A 12,794-nucleotide genomic window follows, 5' to 3' on the forward strand; every position below is an offset into this window, starting at 1 on the left:
GATATGTGTGCGCAGACCCATTTGAAAAACTGGTATATTTTGTATATTATCCATCTAAAATGTGGATTGAACGATGCAACCGAACCCGACGCTTGACCAACTGCAGATCCTGGTTGCGGTGGCCGAGACCGGCAGCTTCTCGGCCGCCGGGCGCAAATTGAATCGCGCGCAATCGGTGATCAGCTACGCCATCGCCAACCTCGAAGCGCAGCTTGGGCTGAAGCTGTTCGAGCGCGAGGGCACGCGTGAACCGCAACTGACCGATGTCGGCAAGGCGACGCTGGAAGATGCGCGGCGAATGGTCGGCGTGCTGCAACGCATCCGCTCGCGTGTCGACGGATACCGGCAGGGATTGGAGGCGGAAGTTACGCTGTCGGTCGACGTGACGCTACCGTCGCCGGTGCTGGTTCGGGTGCTAAAGGCATTCGAGGCGCAGTTCCCGGCCGTGACGCTGCGTCTGCATATCGGCTCGCTTGGCCTTATCCTCGATCATGTTGTCGGCGGACAGGCCGATCTCGGCATCGGGGGGCTTCTGGGTGAGACGGACGTGAATCTGCTTCGCATCGGCTTCTTCTCCCTGGTGCCAGCCGCAGCGCCTGATCACCCTCTGGCGCTGCTGCCGAGACCAGTGGCGCTAGAGGATGTCCGCGAACACATCCAACTGGTCGTCTCGGACCAGTCCGAGCGTACGCGCGGGCGTGACTATGGCGTCTTCGCCTACCGCACCTGGCGGCTGACGGATGTGCGCACCAAGCACGTGCTGATGCGCGAGGGGCTGGGCTGGGGCGGGCTGCCGCGATGGCTGATCGCCGATGATCTGGCGACCGGCCGGCTCGTCGAACTCGATCTCGATCCTTACAGCGAAGTCCGCTCGCCGCTCTATGCCATGCACCGCGCCGATCGCAGCCCGAAACCGGCGGCCGCCTGGCTGATCGACCAGTTCAAGCGCCAGCTAGGCTGTTTCAACGAGTTCGAACCGGGTGAGATACCTGAGGAGGAGCCGGAGACAGGCCGTCGATCAGCGCCATGAGAACGGCGCGATAGTCCTCGATCGATGCTCCAGTTTCGATTGCGAGCGCTGCGCGGTCGAAGGCGGCTGCGAGCAACGCGGTCAGTGCTTCCACAGGCAGTCTCGTCATGGAGTGCGAGCGCATCGCAGCAACAAGGCCTTCGCGCAGCGAACGGTTGCCATGGCGATTGTCGATCGCATCCATGGCGGCGCGGCCGAGCACGGCCGGGCCGTCAAGCAGCAAGAGCCGCGTGCGGCCGGGGGCACGCATGGCAGCCAGATAGGCATCCGAGCCGGCAATCAGCGCATCGCGGGCAAATAGCGAAGGCGGCGACGCGCGTTCGATCTCTTCCGAGACGGCTTGCGCCTCCTGTTCGACCACAGCGGCAAACAACGCCTGCTTGTCGGCAAAGTGATGATAGAGCGCGCCGCGCGTGACGCCGGCAGCGGCGACGATCTCGGGTGTACCGGTGTCGGCATAGGACTTTTCGGTGAACAGTTTGCGAGCCGCGGCGACGAGCTCGGCGCGTGTCGCCGCGGTGCGATCACGGTTGGAGCGACGAGCGGATCCTTGTTGCATACATGCAGCCTGTATGTTATTGCCATTTACATGCAGACTGTATGTTATTCGCCGGGAGAAGGAAAGATGAGGACGACGAGCTATTATCCGGTGCTGATGACGAGCGACGTTGCCGGCACGGCAGCCTTTTATGTTGCGCATTTCGGCTTCAAGCCGCTGTTTGAGGCCGACTGGTACGTGCATCTGCGCTCAGCCGAAGACCGTCGCGTCAACCTCGGCATCGTCCAGGGCGATCATGAGACGATCCCGGAGGAAGGGCGGGGCCGCACATCTGGTCTGCTGATCAATTTCGAGGTCAGGGATCCGGATGCCATCTATAAGCGGATCACCGCCGCTGGCCTGCCGATCCTGCGGACGCTGCGCGACGAACCCTTCGGCCAGCGCCATTTCATCACCAGGGATCCCAACGGCGTGCTGATCGACGTGATCAGGCAAATCCCGCCGAGCCCAGAATTTATGGCGCAATATGCGCAGGGTGCTGCGGCGCGCTAGCTTGCCCTCGCCAACGGCATCACGGTGACCTGAGTAATGCCGGAGCGGCGCACCACCGTGCATAGTGTCTCGCGGCCGATTCGCTCGGCGTCGAGCATGCGCACCAGATCGTCGACGCCGGTGACCGGACGGCCGTCGATGGCGGCAATAATGTCGCCTTCCCTGAGGCCGGCTTTGGCCGCCGGGCTGTTCTTTTCGACGGTGCGCAGGCGCACCGCCGTGCTGCTCGATACTTGCGACAAAAGGGCTGCGCGGCGCGGCAGGTTGGTGGTATCGGCGGAAACGCCGATGAAGGCACGGCGCACACGGCCGAAGCGGATGATTTCCGAGATGACGAAATTGGCGGTGTTGGAAGCAACCGCGAAGGCGATGCCTTGCGCACCGTGGATCATCGCGGTGTTAACGCCGATCACCTCGCCAGCCGAGGACACCAGCGGTCCGCCAGAATTGCCGGGGTTGAGCGCGGCGTCGGTCTGGATGACGTCGTCGATCAGCCGGCCGGTGGAGGCACGCATCGAGCGGCCGAGTGCCGAGACGACGCCAGTGGTGACGGTCCATTCGAAGCCGAGCGGATTGCCGATGGCAATTGCAATCTGGCCGCGCCTCAAACGCTTGGAATCGCCAAGCGGCGCGACGTCGGCAAAGTTGCCGTCGGCGCGCACCAGCGCAATGTCGGTGTCGGGATCGCGGCCGAGCACGCGGCCTTCCCTGGAGGCGCCGTCCGGCATTGACACGCGTACGCTGCGCGCATCGCCGACGACGTGGAAGTTGGTGACGACCAGCCCGTCCTGCGCGATGACGAAGCCGGAGCCATGGCCACCCGGGCCACCGATGCGCTCGATGCGGCAGACGGCGGGCCCGATGCGGTCGACGGCATCGGCGACCGTCGCCGAATAGGCATCGAGAAGGGCATCGTCATATTGCAATTGCTGGGCGGGCAGGGCCATCCGAGGGCTCCGTTTGGAACAAGATGAACAATGCCTATATGTGCGGAGCGGCCGGACCGGCCGCGACCTGACCAGATGGCCAGTCACATGCCCAACTAGCCGTCAGGCGAGTATCCGCCAACGCCCTGCCGGGCGATATCTGGGTCACGAAGAACCCAGGAGATAAATCATGAGCGATTTCAATCTGAGCACGTTTTCCGACGCCATTGCCGACATCGCGGCAGCCGCGGCACCAGCGACGGCCAGCTTCGCGACGCACCACCGGACGTCAACTGCTTTCCACTGGCGGGACGGCTATTTCGTCACTGCCGAGGAGGCGGTCGAGGCCGGCGAGGAGATCGAGCTGACGTTTTCTTCGGGCGAAGCCGTCAAGGCGGAACTGGTCGGCCGCGACCCGTCCACCGGCACGGCCGTTTTGAAACCGGCCGGCGCGCCGGCCGCCCCGTCACTGGTAAAGGCGGATGCGGTGCGGCCGGGCAACCTGGTGGTCGTGGCGGGCAATAGCGACGGCACCTCGCTCGCTACCTTGGGCACGGTCGGCGAGGTCGGCCCGGCCTGGCGTTCAATGCGCGGCGGCACGATCGACCGGCGCATCAACCTTGCCGTCAATGCCGGCGGCCGTTTCGAAGGTGGCCCTGTGCTCGATGCCAAGGGCGGACTGATCGGCATGCTGCTGTTCGGGCCACGCCGGCGGGCGCTGGTCATGCCTTACGAAACGATCGAGCGGGCAGTCACGACGCTGCGCGAGAAGGGTCATGTGGCGCGCGGCTATCTTGGCGCCGGCCTGCATCCGGTCCGCAATGGTGATACACAGGGTGCCATGGTGATGAGCCTCGACGATAACGGGCCGGCGAAATCAGCCGGTCTCAGTCTCGGCGACATCATCGTGTCGTGGAACGCAGAGACGGTGCATGGCCCGCGCGAGCTGATCCGCAAGCTCGGGCCGGACAGCGCCGGTGCCTTGGTGACACTCGGCGTGGTGCGCGGCGGCGAGAATCGTGAGGTTTCCCTGACCATCGGTGAAAAGCCACTGAGCTGAGGGATAGATGGTAAGCGGTGAGGTCGCTGGCAGACGGCTGACGGTGCTGATCGCGCTCGGTGACGCCGAGCGCACGCGAAGTCTGTCCGCCATTCTCGCCGCGACCGATGATCTGCGGCCGGTTCTGGCCGGCGAAGTCGACGGGCGTGAGGCGGCGGATGTCGCCATCGTCGATGATCATGGGCTACAAGGCGGGCTCGTCGACGCGACTATGCCTCGCGTGCTGCTATCGTCGCGAGCGGCCCGTGAACGGCCGGCCGATACAGTATTTGCCGTGCTGCCGGTGCAAGCGGACGAGTTGCTGATCGCCGCCGCCGCGCGGCTCGCGGCTGCGGGCTACCGGATTTCGCGTGACAGTCATGCTCTATCCGATCTGCATCACGATTTGCCCTTCCATGGCAGCGACCGGTTCGAAGAGGAACTGACCGACGAGCAGATCGTCCGGCCGACGCTTTCGCCGCGGGAAGGCGAGGTGCTGGCGCTACTGGCCGAGGGCGCCCCCAACAAGGTCATCGCGCGGCGGCTGAACATCTCCGTGCATACGGCGAAGTTCCATGTCGCAGCGATCCTGACGAAGCTCGGTGCCGCCAACCGCACCGATGCGATTGCCATCGCCATGCGGCAGGGCCTGGTGCTGGTCTAGTTCAGATTGTCTCAAGGCCGACGCAGCGTAACCCGCATGCGGTATGTTGGGCCTTGCGCGGCGGTTCTCAGCCGCGCAAGGATCGTGTCTTTCATGTTGCAGGAAGGCGCAAGGATGTCGCTCAAGGGAAAGACGCTTTTCATCTCCGGCGGGTCGCGCGGCATCGGGCTGGCGATTGCGCTGCGCGCCGCGCGCGATGGCGCCAATGTGACGATCGCGGCCAAGACCGCCGAGCCGCATCCGAAGCTGCCCGGGACGATCTACACGGCGGCGCACGAGATCGAGCAGGCCGGCGGCAAGGCGCTGCCGGTGCTGTGCGACATTCGGGATGAAGAACAGGTCGCCGAGGCGGTCGCCAAGACCGTGGAGAGGTTCGGCGGCGTCGATATCTGCGTCAACAACGCCAGTGCCATCCAGCTCACCGGCACGTTGGAGACCGATATGAAGCGCTACGATCTGATGCACCAGATCAACACGCGCGGCACTTTTCTCGTCTCCAAAATGTGCATTCCGCACTTGAGGTTGGCGGAAAATCCTCACATCTTGAATCTGGCGCCGCCGCTCGACATGAAGGCCAAGTGGTTCAAGAACCATGTCGCCTACACGATGGCAAAGTTCGGCATGTCGATGTGCACGCTGGGCATGAGCGCCGAGTTCGCCAGGGACGGCATCGCGGTCAATTCGCTATGGCCGATCTCGACCATCGACACGGCGGCGGTGCGTAACCTCCTGGGCGGGGCGACGGTGGCGGCGATGAGCCGTTCGCCCGACATCATGGCCGATGCGGCATACGCCATCCTGGTCAGGCCGTCGCGTGAGGCGACCGGCAATTTCTACATTGACGAAGAAGTGCTGCGCGCTGAGGGCGTCAGCGATTTCTCGGCCTATGCGCCGGGTGCGACAGGCCCGCTCGCCGGCGACTTTTTTGTGCCGGACGAGGTGTTCGGCCGGACGGATACCAAAATCAAAGGTATCTACTGACGGAAAGTATCTAGCTGACAGGCATATCTCTTAAAGACCGGCACAGACGTGTGCTCAGTCTTCGGCTTTCTTGGCTTTGCCAAGACCCATCAGCCGGTCGATATAGGCAAGCATCAGTGCCGACAGAACGAAGGCCAGATGAATGATGGTCAGCCACATCAGCTGGTCGGTCGTGTAGGAGACCGAGTTCAGGAACACCTGCAAGAGGTGGATCGAGGAGATCGCTACGATTGTCGAGGCGACCTTGACCTTCAGCGAGCCGACATCGATCGTGCCCAGCCAATGCACCTTGCCGTCATTTTCATCGAAGCGGCTGACGAAGTTTTCGTAACCCGAGATGATCACCATCACCACCAGTGAGGCGACCAGCGCGGCATCGATGAGGCCGAGTATTTTCAGGATGGTGTCGGTGTCATCGAGCGTGAAGGCAACGGAGACGAACTCGAACAGCTTGTTGCCGAAGGACACGGCATAGATGGCAAGTGCCGCACCCAGTCCGAGATAGAAGGCGACCAGCAGCCAGCGCGAGGCGAGAATGATCGATTCGATGGCGAGTTCGAGGCGCTTCATGCGGCGATTCGGGCTCCGTTGTCGGAGTGCCGTATTTCGGGCAGGCTGCGGCGGTTTGCAAGGTTTCAAAAAAACGAAACCCCGCCGGGGAGGGGAACCGGCGGGGCTCGTGTGTCCCGCTGGAGTCGGGACAGGGCAGGGAACGCCCTTTCCAGAATCTGGGATGGGTAACCGCGCGTTTCAAGATTGATGACCGCGCGATTCAATGGTTGATCAAATCGCGCGGTTCACATTGCGGTTTATTGGGCGCTGGCCACAGGCGCTACCAGGGGGGTAATCCGGCGGATGGCGACGCGGCGGTTCTCGCGGTTGGGTCCCGACGTGTTGACCTTGAGATACTCCTCGCCATAGCCCTGCGTCGTCAGGTTCTCCGGCGGGATGCCAAAGGCGTTGGTCAAGGCTTCGGCGACCGCCTCGGCGCGGCGGTCGGACAGAGCAAGGTTCGCTTCCGGTGTGCCGACAGCGTCGGTATGGCCCTCGATCAGGAAGCTCTCGGCCGGGTTTTTCTTCAGCAGCTTGTCCATGGCGTTGGCAACACCCTCCAGCTTCTGGACCTCGGTGTCGGAAATCGAGGCCGAACCGAATTCGAAGTTGAGCGTGTCGAGGTCGATGCGGCGGGCGATGTCGCGCACGCGGGCCGAGCGCTTGACCTCGTCGATCGAATAGAGGCGCTGGACCCTCTCGACCGGCGGCCGTTCGAGGAAGGTGTAGTAGTCGTCCGGATCCTCGACCTCTTCGGAATCCAGAATGTATTCCTCTTGCGGGATGGTAAGGCGCATCGGCGGCAGGTCGTCGCCCGGGTCGCGCCAGTCTGCATCATCGTCATAGTTCCGCTCGTCGACATAGCTCAGCACATATTCGCGGCCGTCGGGCGCGATGCGTGAACGCTGGATGACGTCGCCGTAGCGATTGCGGATGGTGACGATCCGGACACCATTGTCACGCTCGACTATTTCCCGGGTGCGATCGCCCGACAGGTCCTCATAATAGACATTCCTGGCGCCGCGGTGCATGCGCGGTGCATCGCTGCTTTCGACGAACGTCTGGTTGTTGAACTGGAGGATAACGCGGTCGCCGAATTCCCTGACGACGTTGGCACCCTGGGGGCGCGGACGACGACGAACATCCTCGATGTCCGGCGCACGCTCGACGCGCTTGCCTTTTTCCTCGGTCACCGGAACGATTTTTTCAGGCTTGATCTCCCGCTGGGCTGCCCGGTCGTCGGTGGGTGGCGGCCCCTGATCGACCGGAGCCGGCTTCGGGGCTTCCACCTGGTTCTCGCCCTGCTGGGCGGGCTGGTTGCCCTGCCGCTTACCGGCATTTTGGCCGCGCTCCTTGCCACCCTTGCGCTTGCGCAAGACATCCTTCTGGCTGTCCAGAACAGGTGCCTCGTTCGGATTGGCCTGGGCTTCACCCTGGACCGGATTTTCCCCCTGGACCGGCGCGGCCTGGCCAGTCGAAGGCTGTTCGCCGGTCGAGGGCTGTTGCTCTCCTGTCACCGGCTGTTCGCCGACAGGCCTCTTGCCACGTTTCTTGATCTTGTCCTGGGGCTGTTCGCCCGGGACGGGAGCGGCCTGCTGCTCGGTCGGAGCCGGTTGGGCCTGTGGGGTCGCTTCCTTATTGGTCGGCGCCGGCTGGCCTTCCGCCTCCGTGGCGGGTCCGGTCAATTCAGCAGGCTTCTTGCGCTTGCCCGGCTTTTGTCCGGGCTCGACAGTCGGAGCCTGTTCTGCCGGGGCAGCCTCGATCTGCTGGTTCTGTTTTTGCTTCTTCTTGCGCGGATTGACGTTGGGCTGGTTGTCGTTTGCCGGCGCTGCCTGCTCGGCCGGTTGTTCCGATGGGGCCGCTTCGATCTGCTGCTGATTGCGCCGCTTCTTGCGGGGCTGCTCGGTCTCGGCCGGAGCGATCTGCTCGGCCGGAGCGGATTCTGTTTGCTGCTGCTGATTGCGCCGCTTCTTGCGGGGTTGCTCGGTCTCGGCCGGAGCGATCTGCTCGGCCGGAGCGGATTCTGTTTGCTGCTGCTGATTGCGCCGCTTCTTGCGGGGTTGCTCGGACTCGGCTGGAGCGATCTGCTCGGCCGGAGCGGATTCTGTTTGCTGCTGCTGATTGCGCCGCTTCTTGCGGGGTTGCTCGGACTCGGCTGGAGCGATCTGCTCGGCCGGAGCGGATTCTGTTTGCTGCTGCTGATTGCGCCGCTTCTTGCGGGGTTGCTCGGACTCGGCCGGAGCCGCCTGCTCGGCCGGAGCGGATTCCGTTTGCTGCTGCTGGTCGCGCTTCTTCTTTCTGGGCTGCTCTGCCTGCTGGCTCTGCGCGCAGGCCTCCGCCGACTCGCCCTCGGCGCAACTCGATTGCACTGGGATGAGCGGCGCTGCGGTGCGTTGCACGGGGCCGAGTGCGGCATTGCCTTGCAGCGGGAACGCGCCTAGCGGCGCGGACGCCATCAACAGGCCAAGCGCCGTGCCTGCCAGAATCCGTGGTTGGCGTTTCATCATAAACACTCCTTGTGGCGTCCCATCCCTGCCCAAACTTTCAGCAACCATGTTTGGTTCCTGTTTGTAGGTTCTAGCTGTGGCACAGGGCGATTGACCGGCGTTTTGAAGGCGACTTCATGTCATTCGTATGGTCCTGGCGTATGTTCCGGCGTATGGTCCCGGCGTATCGTTCGGACGAGGGTGCACGGTTGCCGTGCTTGACCTTGAAGCGTCCGGGGGCCACATGCCGACGATGGAAAAGCCGTTCTGGAAGACCAAGACGCTCGAGGCGATGACCCCGGCCGAGTGGGAATCACTCTGCGACGGTTGTGGCAAGTGCTGCCTGTCGAAACTCGAAGACGAGGACACCGGAGAGATCTACTGGACCAGCGTCGGCTGCCGGCTGTTCGACGCTGGAAGCTGCCGCTGCTCCGACTATGCCAACCGGCTGGCGCGTGTTCCGGATTGCGTCGGGCTGACGCCGCAGAACGTGCGCACCATCAGCTGGCTGCCCAAGACCTGCGCTTACCGGCTGGTGGCCGAGGGCCGCGATCTCTATTGGTGGCACAGGCTGGTGTCGGGAAGCGACGAGACCGTGCACGAGGCCGGCATCTCGATGCGCGGCCGGGTCAGCGCCAGCGAGACCGACCTTGCCGAGCCGGACGACTATTTCGACCATATGCTCGCGGACGAGCCTTAGGATTTCCTGCGGTAACGAAGACCGGGAACCATGGCAAAAGGGTACGTTCCCCATCTGCCCTGCATAGAACGGTTCCAGAAACGGACAGACTAACGGCTGGCCCATTCTTGCCGCATGAACGGGGGATGAATGGCCGGTTCGCAAAAAATTCAGACAGGCGGGTGCATTCTCCTCGCATAGGTTTGACGAAAACGGGTGGAAACCCTCAAACAAGGAGAGAAGACAATGTTCAATACCATCAAGACGGTTGCTCTTTCGGCACTTGTCGGCCTTGGCACGCTTGCTGCCATCCCCGCTCATGCTGACAGCATCTATCTCGGCTTCGGCAACAACCAGGATCCGCGCGTCGGCGTCTATACCGGCGACGAAGATGATGGTTACTATCGCGAACACCGCCGTCATGGCGGCTGGCGCCGGTCCTGTTCGCCGGAGCGTGCCATTGACAAGGCCGAACGCATGGGCCTGCACCGCGCCCGCATCATCGACATCAACCGCCGCACGGTCAAGGTCGCCGGCCGCCAGTATGGCGACCGCGTCGTAATCGTATTCGCCAACGAGCGCGGCTGTCCGATCATCTATCGCTAAGGTCTTCGGGCTTGCGGCCGGCTGACTTGCAGCCGGTAGAGTAGCGGAGCCCTTTCCGCCAGGACGGAAAGCGCGGCTCAAAAAACCCCGGAGGATCGATCCTCCGGGGTTTTTTCATGCTGCAAGCGATGATCATTTCAATTCGAAAGTCACCGTCACCTGTGCGGTATAGGAATTCTCGCCGGCTTGCACCGGGACCGACGCGCCGGCGGCATCGAATGCCTTGGCGTTGATCGGCATCGGCGGTGGTGCGAAATTCTGGTCGGTGATTTCCAGGACCCGGCCGATGCCGACGCCGGCCGCTTCGGCCAGCGTCTTGGCCTTGGCCATGGCATTGGCGACGGCCTTCTTGCGCGCCTCGGTGACGGCTGCCGCCGGATCGTCGTTGGAGAAGGAGATGCCGCCGCCCTGGTTGACGCCGAGCGACACCGCCTTGTCGAGAATGTCGCCGGTCTTGTCGATGTCGCGGACGCGCACCGAAAGCGTGTTGGTCACCTGATAGGCGACAAGCTCGGCCTCCTGGCTGCCGTCGGGCTTGTTGGTGTAGTTATAACGCGGATTGATCTGGATGCCCGCTGTCTGCAGGTCGCGCTCCTTGATGCCGGACGATTTCATGGCAGCGATCACCGCGGCCATGGCGTCGTTATTGGCATCGAGCGCTGCACGTGCCGTCTTGGCTTCGCGCATGACGCTGAGCGTCAGCAGAGCCAGATCGGGTGCTATCGCCGCCTCGCCTTCACCGGTGACGACGATACGCGGCGGCGGTGGCGAATCGGCGGCGGCCGCGATCGCCGGAAATGCGATTGCGGCGGCAATCGCCAGGGGCAAAATACGTCTGGTCATGAAATCTCCTCGATCTGGGATCCCAAGACAGCCGAGTGTTGGCCGGCGTCCAATGGGCGACGTGCAATAGGTTATCAATATGGGCTGATTTGGGCGATCCCTGCCAGCCCCCTTGGAACGCCTGCTCGGAAAGCCCTCGGAAAGCCTTGTGCGGTTCAGGGAAAAACACTAATCCAGCGCCGTGGGGCCTGTAGCTCAATGGTTAGAGCCGGCGGCTCATAACCGCTTGGTTGGGGGTTCGAGTCCCTCCGGGCCCACCATTGGCTTTTGTGGCCGTTGATTTAATTGGATTTTTTGGCCATTTTTGTCCCACCTCTTTCAACCCCCTCAGAAAGTGGGACAATTTTGTTCTCTTTTCGATCGATAACCAGCAGGTATTTCGCCGCTCTCGCTACCTTCCGGCGACGCGCTTTCTTGATGTAGTGGTCGGGCTGCTGGTACGTAGTCCACCCATATATCGCCTTCAGCTGCTCGTGCGTCGCGCCGTTCTCAGCGGCGATCGTCGCGCCGGCCTTCCGAATTCCATGAGCACTGCAGTGCGGCAGCTCAGCTTGGTCACACCACTGGCGCATCTTGTTGCCCAGACCGTTCTCCGAGAACGGGCGACCATATTCATTGACCAGGAATGTCATCTGGTCTGACGGCGTGTGCTCAAGTTCCGCCTCTAGTTCGGGCAGAAGCGGGAGCTCCACCAACACCGCATCCTTGTTACGACTGGTCTTCCCAGGCTTAATTCTGATCCACTTCTCCCACTGCTCGGTCTCCTCGTTGTAGACGAGCGTGATGTGCTGTCGACCGAAGATCGCGACGTCCGACAACCGCAGGCCAGTAAACATGAAGATCGAGAGCGCACGTCTGGCTGCGGTACCCAGCGGATGCCGCTTCTCATATTGAACGATCTCCGACAAGTCCCATGTGTGCCAGCCGTCGCCGCTCTTCAGCCGTCTGATGCCGCGGGCGGGATTGAAGTCGACGCCCGGAATCTCTGTGTCCTTTGCCCACTCAAACATCGCGCTGATGGCTTTTACGATATTGTTTGCGGCGCCAAGGGCGTCGAGCCTGGTGTCCCTGATCTCCTTAACATGAGACCTTTTCATACCGGCGAATGGCAGAGATCCCTTGGTGGGATACTGAGGATCCGGCTCACCTTCGAGGGGATGAGGTAATTCGCATACGCGCTCCAGAATTGCTCGTCGGCGCGCCATAGTGTCTTGGGTGATTTCCGTGCCGCCCCGACGGTAATACTCCTGGCAAAGCCACAGTAACGTGCCTTTCTTCGCTGGCTCGGAAGGCTTGGGGAGGCGCCGGCAAATCTCGGGAAGAGTGCCGGGCCGAACATAAGAGACCTCGGCGCGTGCGCAGCGCAGTTCCTCGAGGAACTCGTCGCTGCCGGTCGGTTCACGGAGCCGGACCTTCTTCCGACCCGGTGCGCGAAAATAGTACCGATCATTGCCGTGGCGATCAGTGTCCTTCACTACGCCCTTAAGATCGATTTTCACGGGCTCATCCGTCATGTTCGTGGTTTTCGATCCCAAGGATTGTCTAGTGGCGGCGAATCTTCGTCAAGCTTTGGTGCTCCTCCGATTTGGCGGTGAGGGAGCTTTCGAAAGGCCAATACAAGTTCCTCGACGTCCCAAACAATGCGCCCCTTGCTCGGCATTCGTGGCTGCGGCATCCGGCCGTCCTGGACCATTTCATCAAAGGTCGTTGAGCTTACGCCGATGAACGTCGCAGCCTGCTCGCGATTGATTCCTACCGGCGGGAGCGAGGGCGGCAAGACGCTCGGGGTGCGTAGCATCGGTTTAGCGCGTTGAAAGCGCGTTTTTGACGCCTGCCTGTCTTCCTATGTACCTGTCCGAATATTGCAGACGCTCAATCATTTCCTGGCCCTGTGCTTGCAGGCTCACCCTAGGTCTCCAGACCTAGGATCGCTCAAG

Annotated in this window: 13 protein-coding genes and 1 tRNA gene; 8 read left to right on the forward strand and 6 right to left on the reverse strand. The window is 62.4% G+C overall.

Going from position 1 to position 12,794, the window contains the following annotated elements; all coding sequences use genetic code 11:
- Positions 1 to 73 precede the first annotated feature (73 nt).
- Positions 74 to 1,030 carry a LysR family transcriptional regulator gene (locus NKI08_RS20085; RefSeq protein ID WP_352771690.1) on the forward strand — a complete coding sequence of 319 codons (957 nt, stop codon included), beginning with the start codon at positions 74 to 76 and terminating at the stop codon, positions 1,028 to 1,030.
- Here NKI08_RS20085 and NKI08_RS20090 read toward each other — a convergent pair.
- Positions 963 to 1,589: a TetR/AcrR family transcriptional regulator gene (locus NKI08_RS20090; RefSeq protein ID WP_352771692.1), complete on the reverse strand. Its 627-nt coding sequence runs from the start codon at positions 1,587 to 1,589 to the stop codon at positions 963 to 965. The two genes, NKI08_RS20085 and NKI08_RS20090, sit on opposite strands and share 68 nt — an antisense overlap.
- A 66-nt stretch (positions 1,590 to 1,655) precedes the next feature.
- Between NKI08_RS20090 and NKI08_RS20095 the strand changes: the two genes are divergently transcribed.
- The gene (locus NKI08_RS20095) at positions 1,656 to 2,081 is read left to right on the forward strand and encodes a VOC family protein (RefSeq protein ID WP_352771694.1); all 426 of its coding nucleotides are present in this window, start codon (positions 1,656 to 1,658) and stop codon (positions 2,079 to 2,081) included.
- Here NKI08_RS20095 and NKI08_RS20100 read toward each other — a convergent pair.
- Positions 2,078 to 3,028: a S1C family serine protease gene (locus NKI08_RS20100; RefSeq protein WP_023678284.1), complete on the reverse strand. Its 951-nt coding sequence runs from the start codon at positions 3,026 to 3,028 to the stop codon at positions 2,078 to 2,080. The genes NKI08_RS20095 and NKI08_RS20100 overlap by 4 nt on opposite strands.
- A gap of 169 nt (positions 3,029 to 3,197) precedes the next feature.
- Between NKI08_RS20100 and NKI08_RS20105 the strand changes: the two genes are divergently transcribed.
- The 3 genes from NKI08_RS20105 (at position 3,198) to NKI08_RS20115 (ending at position 5,691) form a co-directional block, all read left to right on the forward strand.
- Positions 3,198 to 4,067 carry a S1C family serine protease gene (locus tag NKI08_RS20105; protein WP_352771696.1) on the forward strand — a complete coding sequence of 290 codons (870 nt, stop codon included), beginning with the start codon at positions 3,198 to 3,200 and terminating at the stop codon, positions 4,065 to 4,067.
- Between the two features lie 7 nt (positions 4,068 to 4,074).
- Positions 4,075 to 4,710 carry a helix-turn-helix transcriptional regulator gene (locus tag NKI08_RS20110; RefSeq protein ID WP_352771698.1) on the forward strand — a complete coding sequence of 212 codons (636 nt, stop codon included), beginning with the start codon at positions 4,075 to 4,077 and terminating at the stop codon, positions 4,708 to 4,710.
- A gap of 114 nt (positions 4,711 to 4,824) precedes the next feature.
- Entirely contained in the window at positions 4,825 to 5,691 is an 867-nt protein-coding gene (locus NKI08_RS20115; RefSeq protein ID WP_352771700.1) for an SDR family oxidoreductase, read from the forward strand.
- 54 nt (positions 5,692 to 5,745) lie between these two features.
- On the opposite strand, the gene NKI08_RS20120 is transcribed toward NKI08_RS20115, so the two are convergent.
- On the reverse strand, positions 5,746 to 6,261 hold the full coding sequence (locus NKI08_RS20120) for a TIGR00645 family protein (protein WP_352450730.1): 516 nt from the start codon (positions 6,259 to 6,261) through the stop codon (positions 5,746 to 5,748).
- Between the two features lie 239 nt (positions 6,262 to 6,500).
- Positions 6,501 to 8,747: an OmpA family protein gene (locus NKI08_RS34700; protein WP_502899651.1), complete on the reverse strand. Its 2,247-nt coding sequence runs from the start codon at positions 8,745 to 8,747 to the stop codon at positions 6,501 to 6,503.
- Between the two features lie 235 nt (positions 8,748 to 8,982).
- Between NKI08_RS34700 and NKI08_RS20135 the strand changes: the two genes are divergently transcribed.
- Together NKI08_RS20135 and NKI08_RS20140 are read left to right on the forward strand one after the other, a co-directional pair.
- Positions 8,983 to 9,429 (forward strand): YcgN family cysteine cluster protein, encoded by a 447-nt coding sequence (locus NKI08_RS20135; RefSeq protein WP_023678278.1) that lies wholly within the window; start codon positions 8,983 to 8,985, stop codon positions 9,427 to 9,429.
- Positions 9,430 to 9,654: 225 nt separating this feature from the next.
- The gene (locus NKI08_RS20140; protein WP_352637442.1) at positions 9,655 to 10,014 is read left to right on the forward strand and encodes a hypothetical protein; all 360 of its coding nucleotides are present in this window, start codon (positions 9,655 to 9,657) and stop codon (positions 10,012 to 10,014) included.
- 132 nt (positions 10,015 to 10,146) lie between these two features.
- Here the strand turns inward: NKI08_RS20140 and NKI08_RS20145 are convergent, their stop codons facing one another.
- Positions 10,147 to 10,857: an SIMPL domain-containing protein gene (locus NKI08_RS20145; RefSeq protein WP_352472400.1), complete on the reverse strand. Its 711-nt coding sequence runs from the start codon at positions 10,855 to 10,857 to the stop codon at positions 10,147 to 10,149.
- Between the two features lie 184 nt (positions 10,858 to 11,041).
- Here NKI08_RS20145 and NKI08_RS20150 point away from each other — a divergent pair.
- Positions 11,042 to 11,117 (forward strand) — tRNA-Ile (locus NKI08_RS20150).
- A gap of 21 nt (positions 11,118 to 11,138) precedes the next feature.
- Here the strand turns inward: NKI08_RS20150 and NKI08_RS20155 are convergent.
- Positions 11,139 to 12,356, reverse strand: a complete 1,218-nt coding sequence (locus tag NKI08_RS20155) for a tyrosine-type recombinase/integrase (RefSeq protein WP_352771707.1) — start codon at positions 12,354 to 12,356, stop codon at positions 11,139 to 11,141.
- Positions 12,357 to 12,794: the final 438 nt, after the last annotated feature.

This window comes from Mesorhizobium sp. M0768, assembly GCF_040320195.1.
Lineage (GTDB): Bacteria > Pseudomonadota > Alphaproteobacteria > Rhizobiales > Rhizobiaceae > Mesorhizobium.

What these genes read in the sequence shown, in the direction of transcription:
- NKI08_RS20145 (WP_352472400.1), bottom strand. Translation starts at nt 10,857, where the DNA reads ATGACCAGACGTATTTTGCCCCTGGCGATTGCCGCCGCAATCGCATTT.
- NKI08_RS20090 (WP_352771692.1), bottom strand. Translation starts at nt 1,589, where the DNA reads ATGCAACAAGGATCCGCTCGTCGCTCCAACCGTGATCGCACCGCGGCG.
- NKI08_RS20100 (WP_023678284.1), bottom strand. Translation starts at nt 3,028, where the DNA reads ATGGCCCTGCCCGCCCAGCAATTGCAATATGACGATGCCCTTCTCGAT.
- NKI08_RS20115 (WP_352771700.1), top strand. Translation starts at nt 4,825, where the DNA reads ATGTCGCTCAAGGGAAAGACGCTTTTCATCTCCGGCGGGTCGCGCGGC.
- NKI08_RS20120 (WP_352450730.1), bottom strand. Translation starts at nt 6,261, where the DNA reads ATGAAGCGCCTCGAACTCGCCATCGAATCGATCATTCTCGCCTCGCGC.
- NKI08_RS20135 (WP_023678278.1), top strand. Translation starts at nt 8,983, where the DNA reads ATGGAAAAGCCGTTCTGGAAGACCAAGACGCTCGAGGCGATGACCCCG.
- NKI08_RS20140 (WP_352637442.1), top strand. Translation starts at nt 9,655, where the DNA reads ATGTTCAATACCATCAAGACGGTTGCTCTTTCGGCACTTGTCGGCCTT.
- NKI08_RS20110 (WP_352771698.1), top strand. Translation starts at nt 4,075, where the DNA reads ATGGTAAGCGGTGAGGTCGCTGGCAGACGGCTGACGGTGCTGATCGCG.
- NKI08_RS20095 (WP_352771694.1), top strand. Translation starts at nt 1,656, where the DNA reads ATGAGGACGACGAGCTATTATCCGGTGCTGATGACGAGCGACGTTGCC.
- NKI08_RS20085 (WP_352771690.1), top strand. Translation starts at nt 74, where the DNA reads ATGCAACCGAACCCGACGCTTGACCAACTGCAGATCCTGGTTGCGGTG.
- NKI08_RS34700 (WP_502899651.1), bottom strand. Translation starts at nt 8,747, where the DNA reads ATGAAACGCCAACCACGGATTCTGGCAGGCACGGCGCTTGGCCTGTTG.
- NKI08_RS20105 (WP_352771696.1), top strand. Translation starts at nt 3,198, where the DNA reads ATGAGCGATTTCAATCTGAGCACGTTTTCCGACGCCATTGCCGACATC.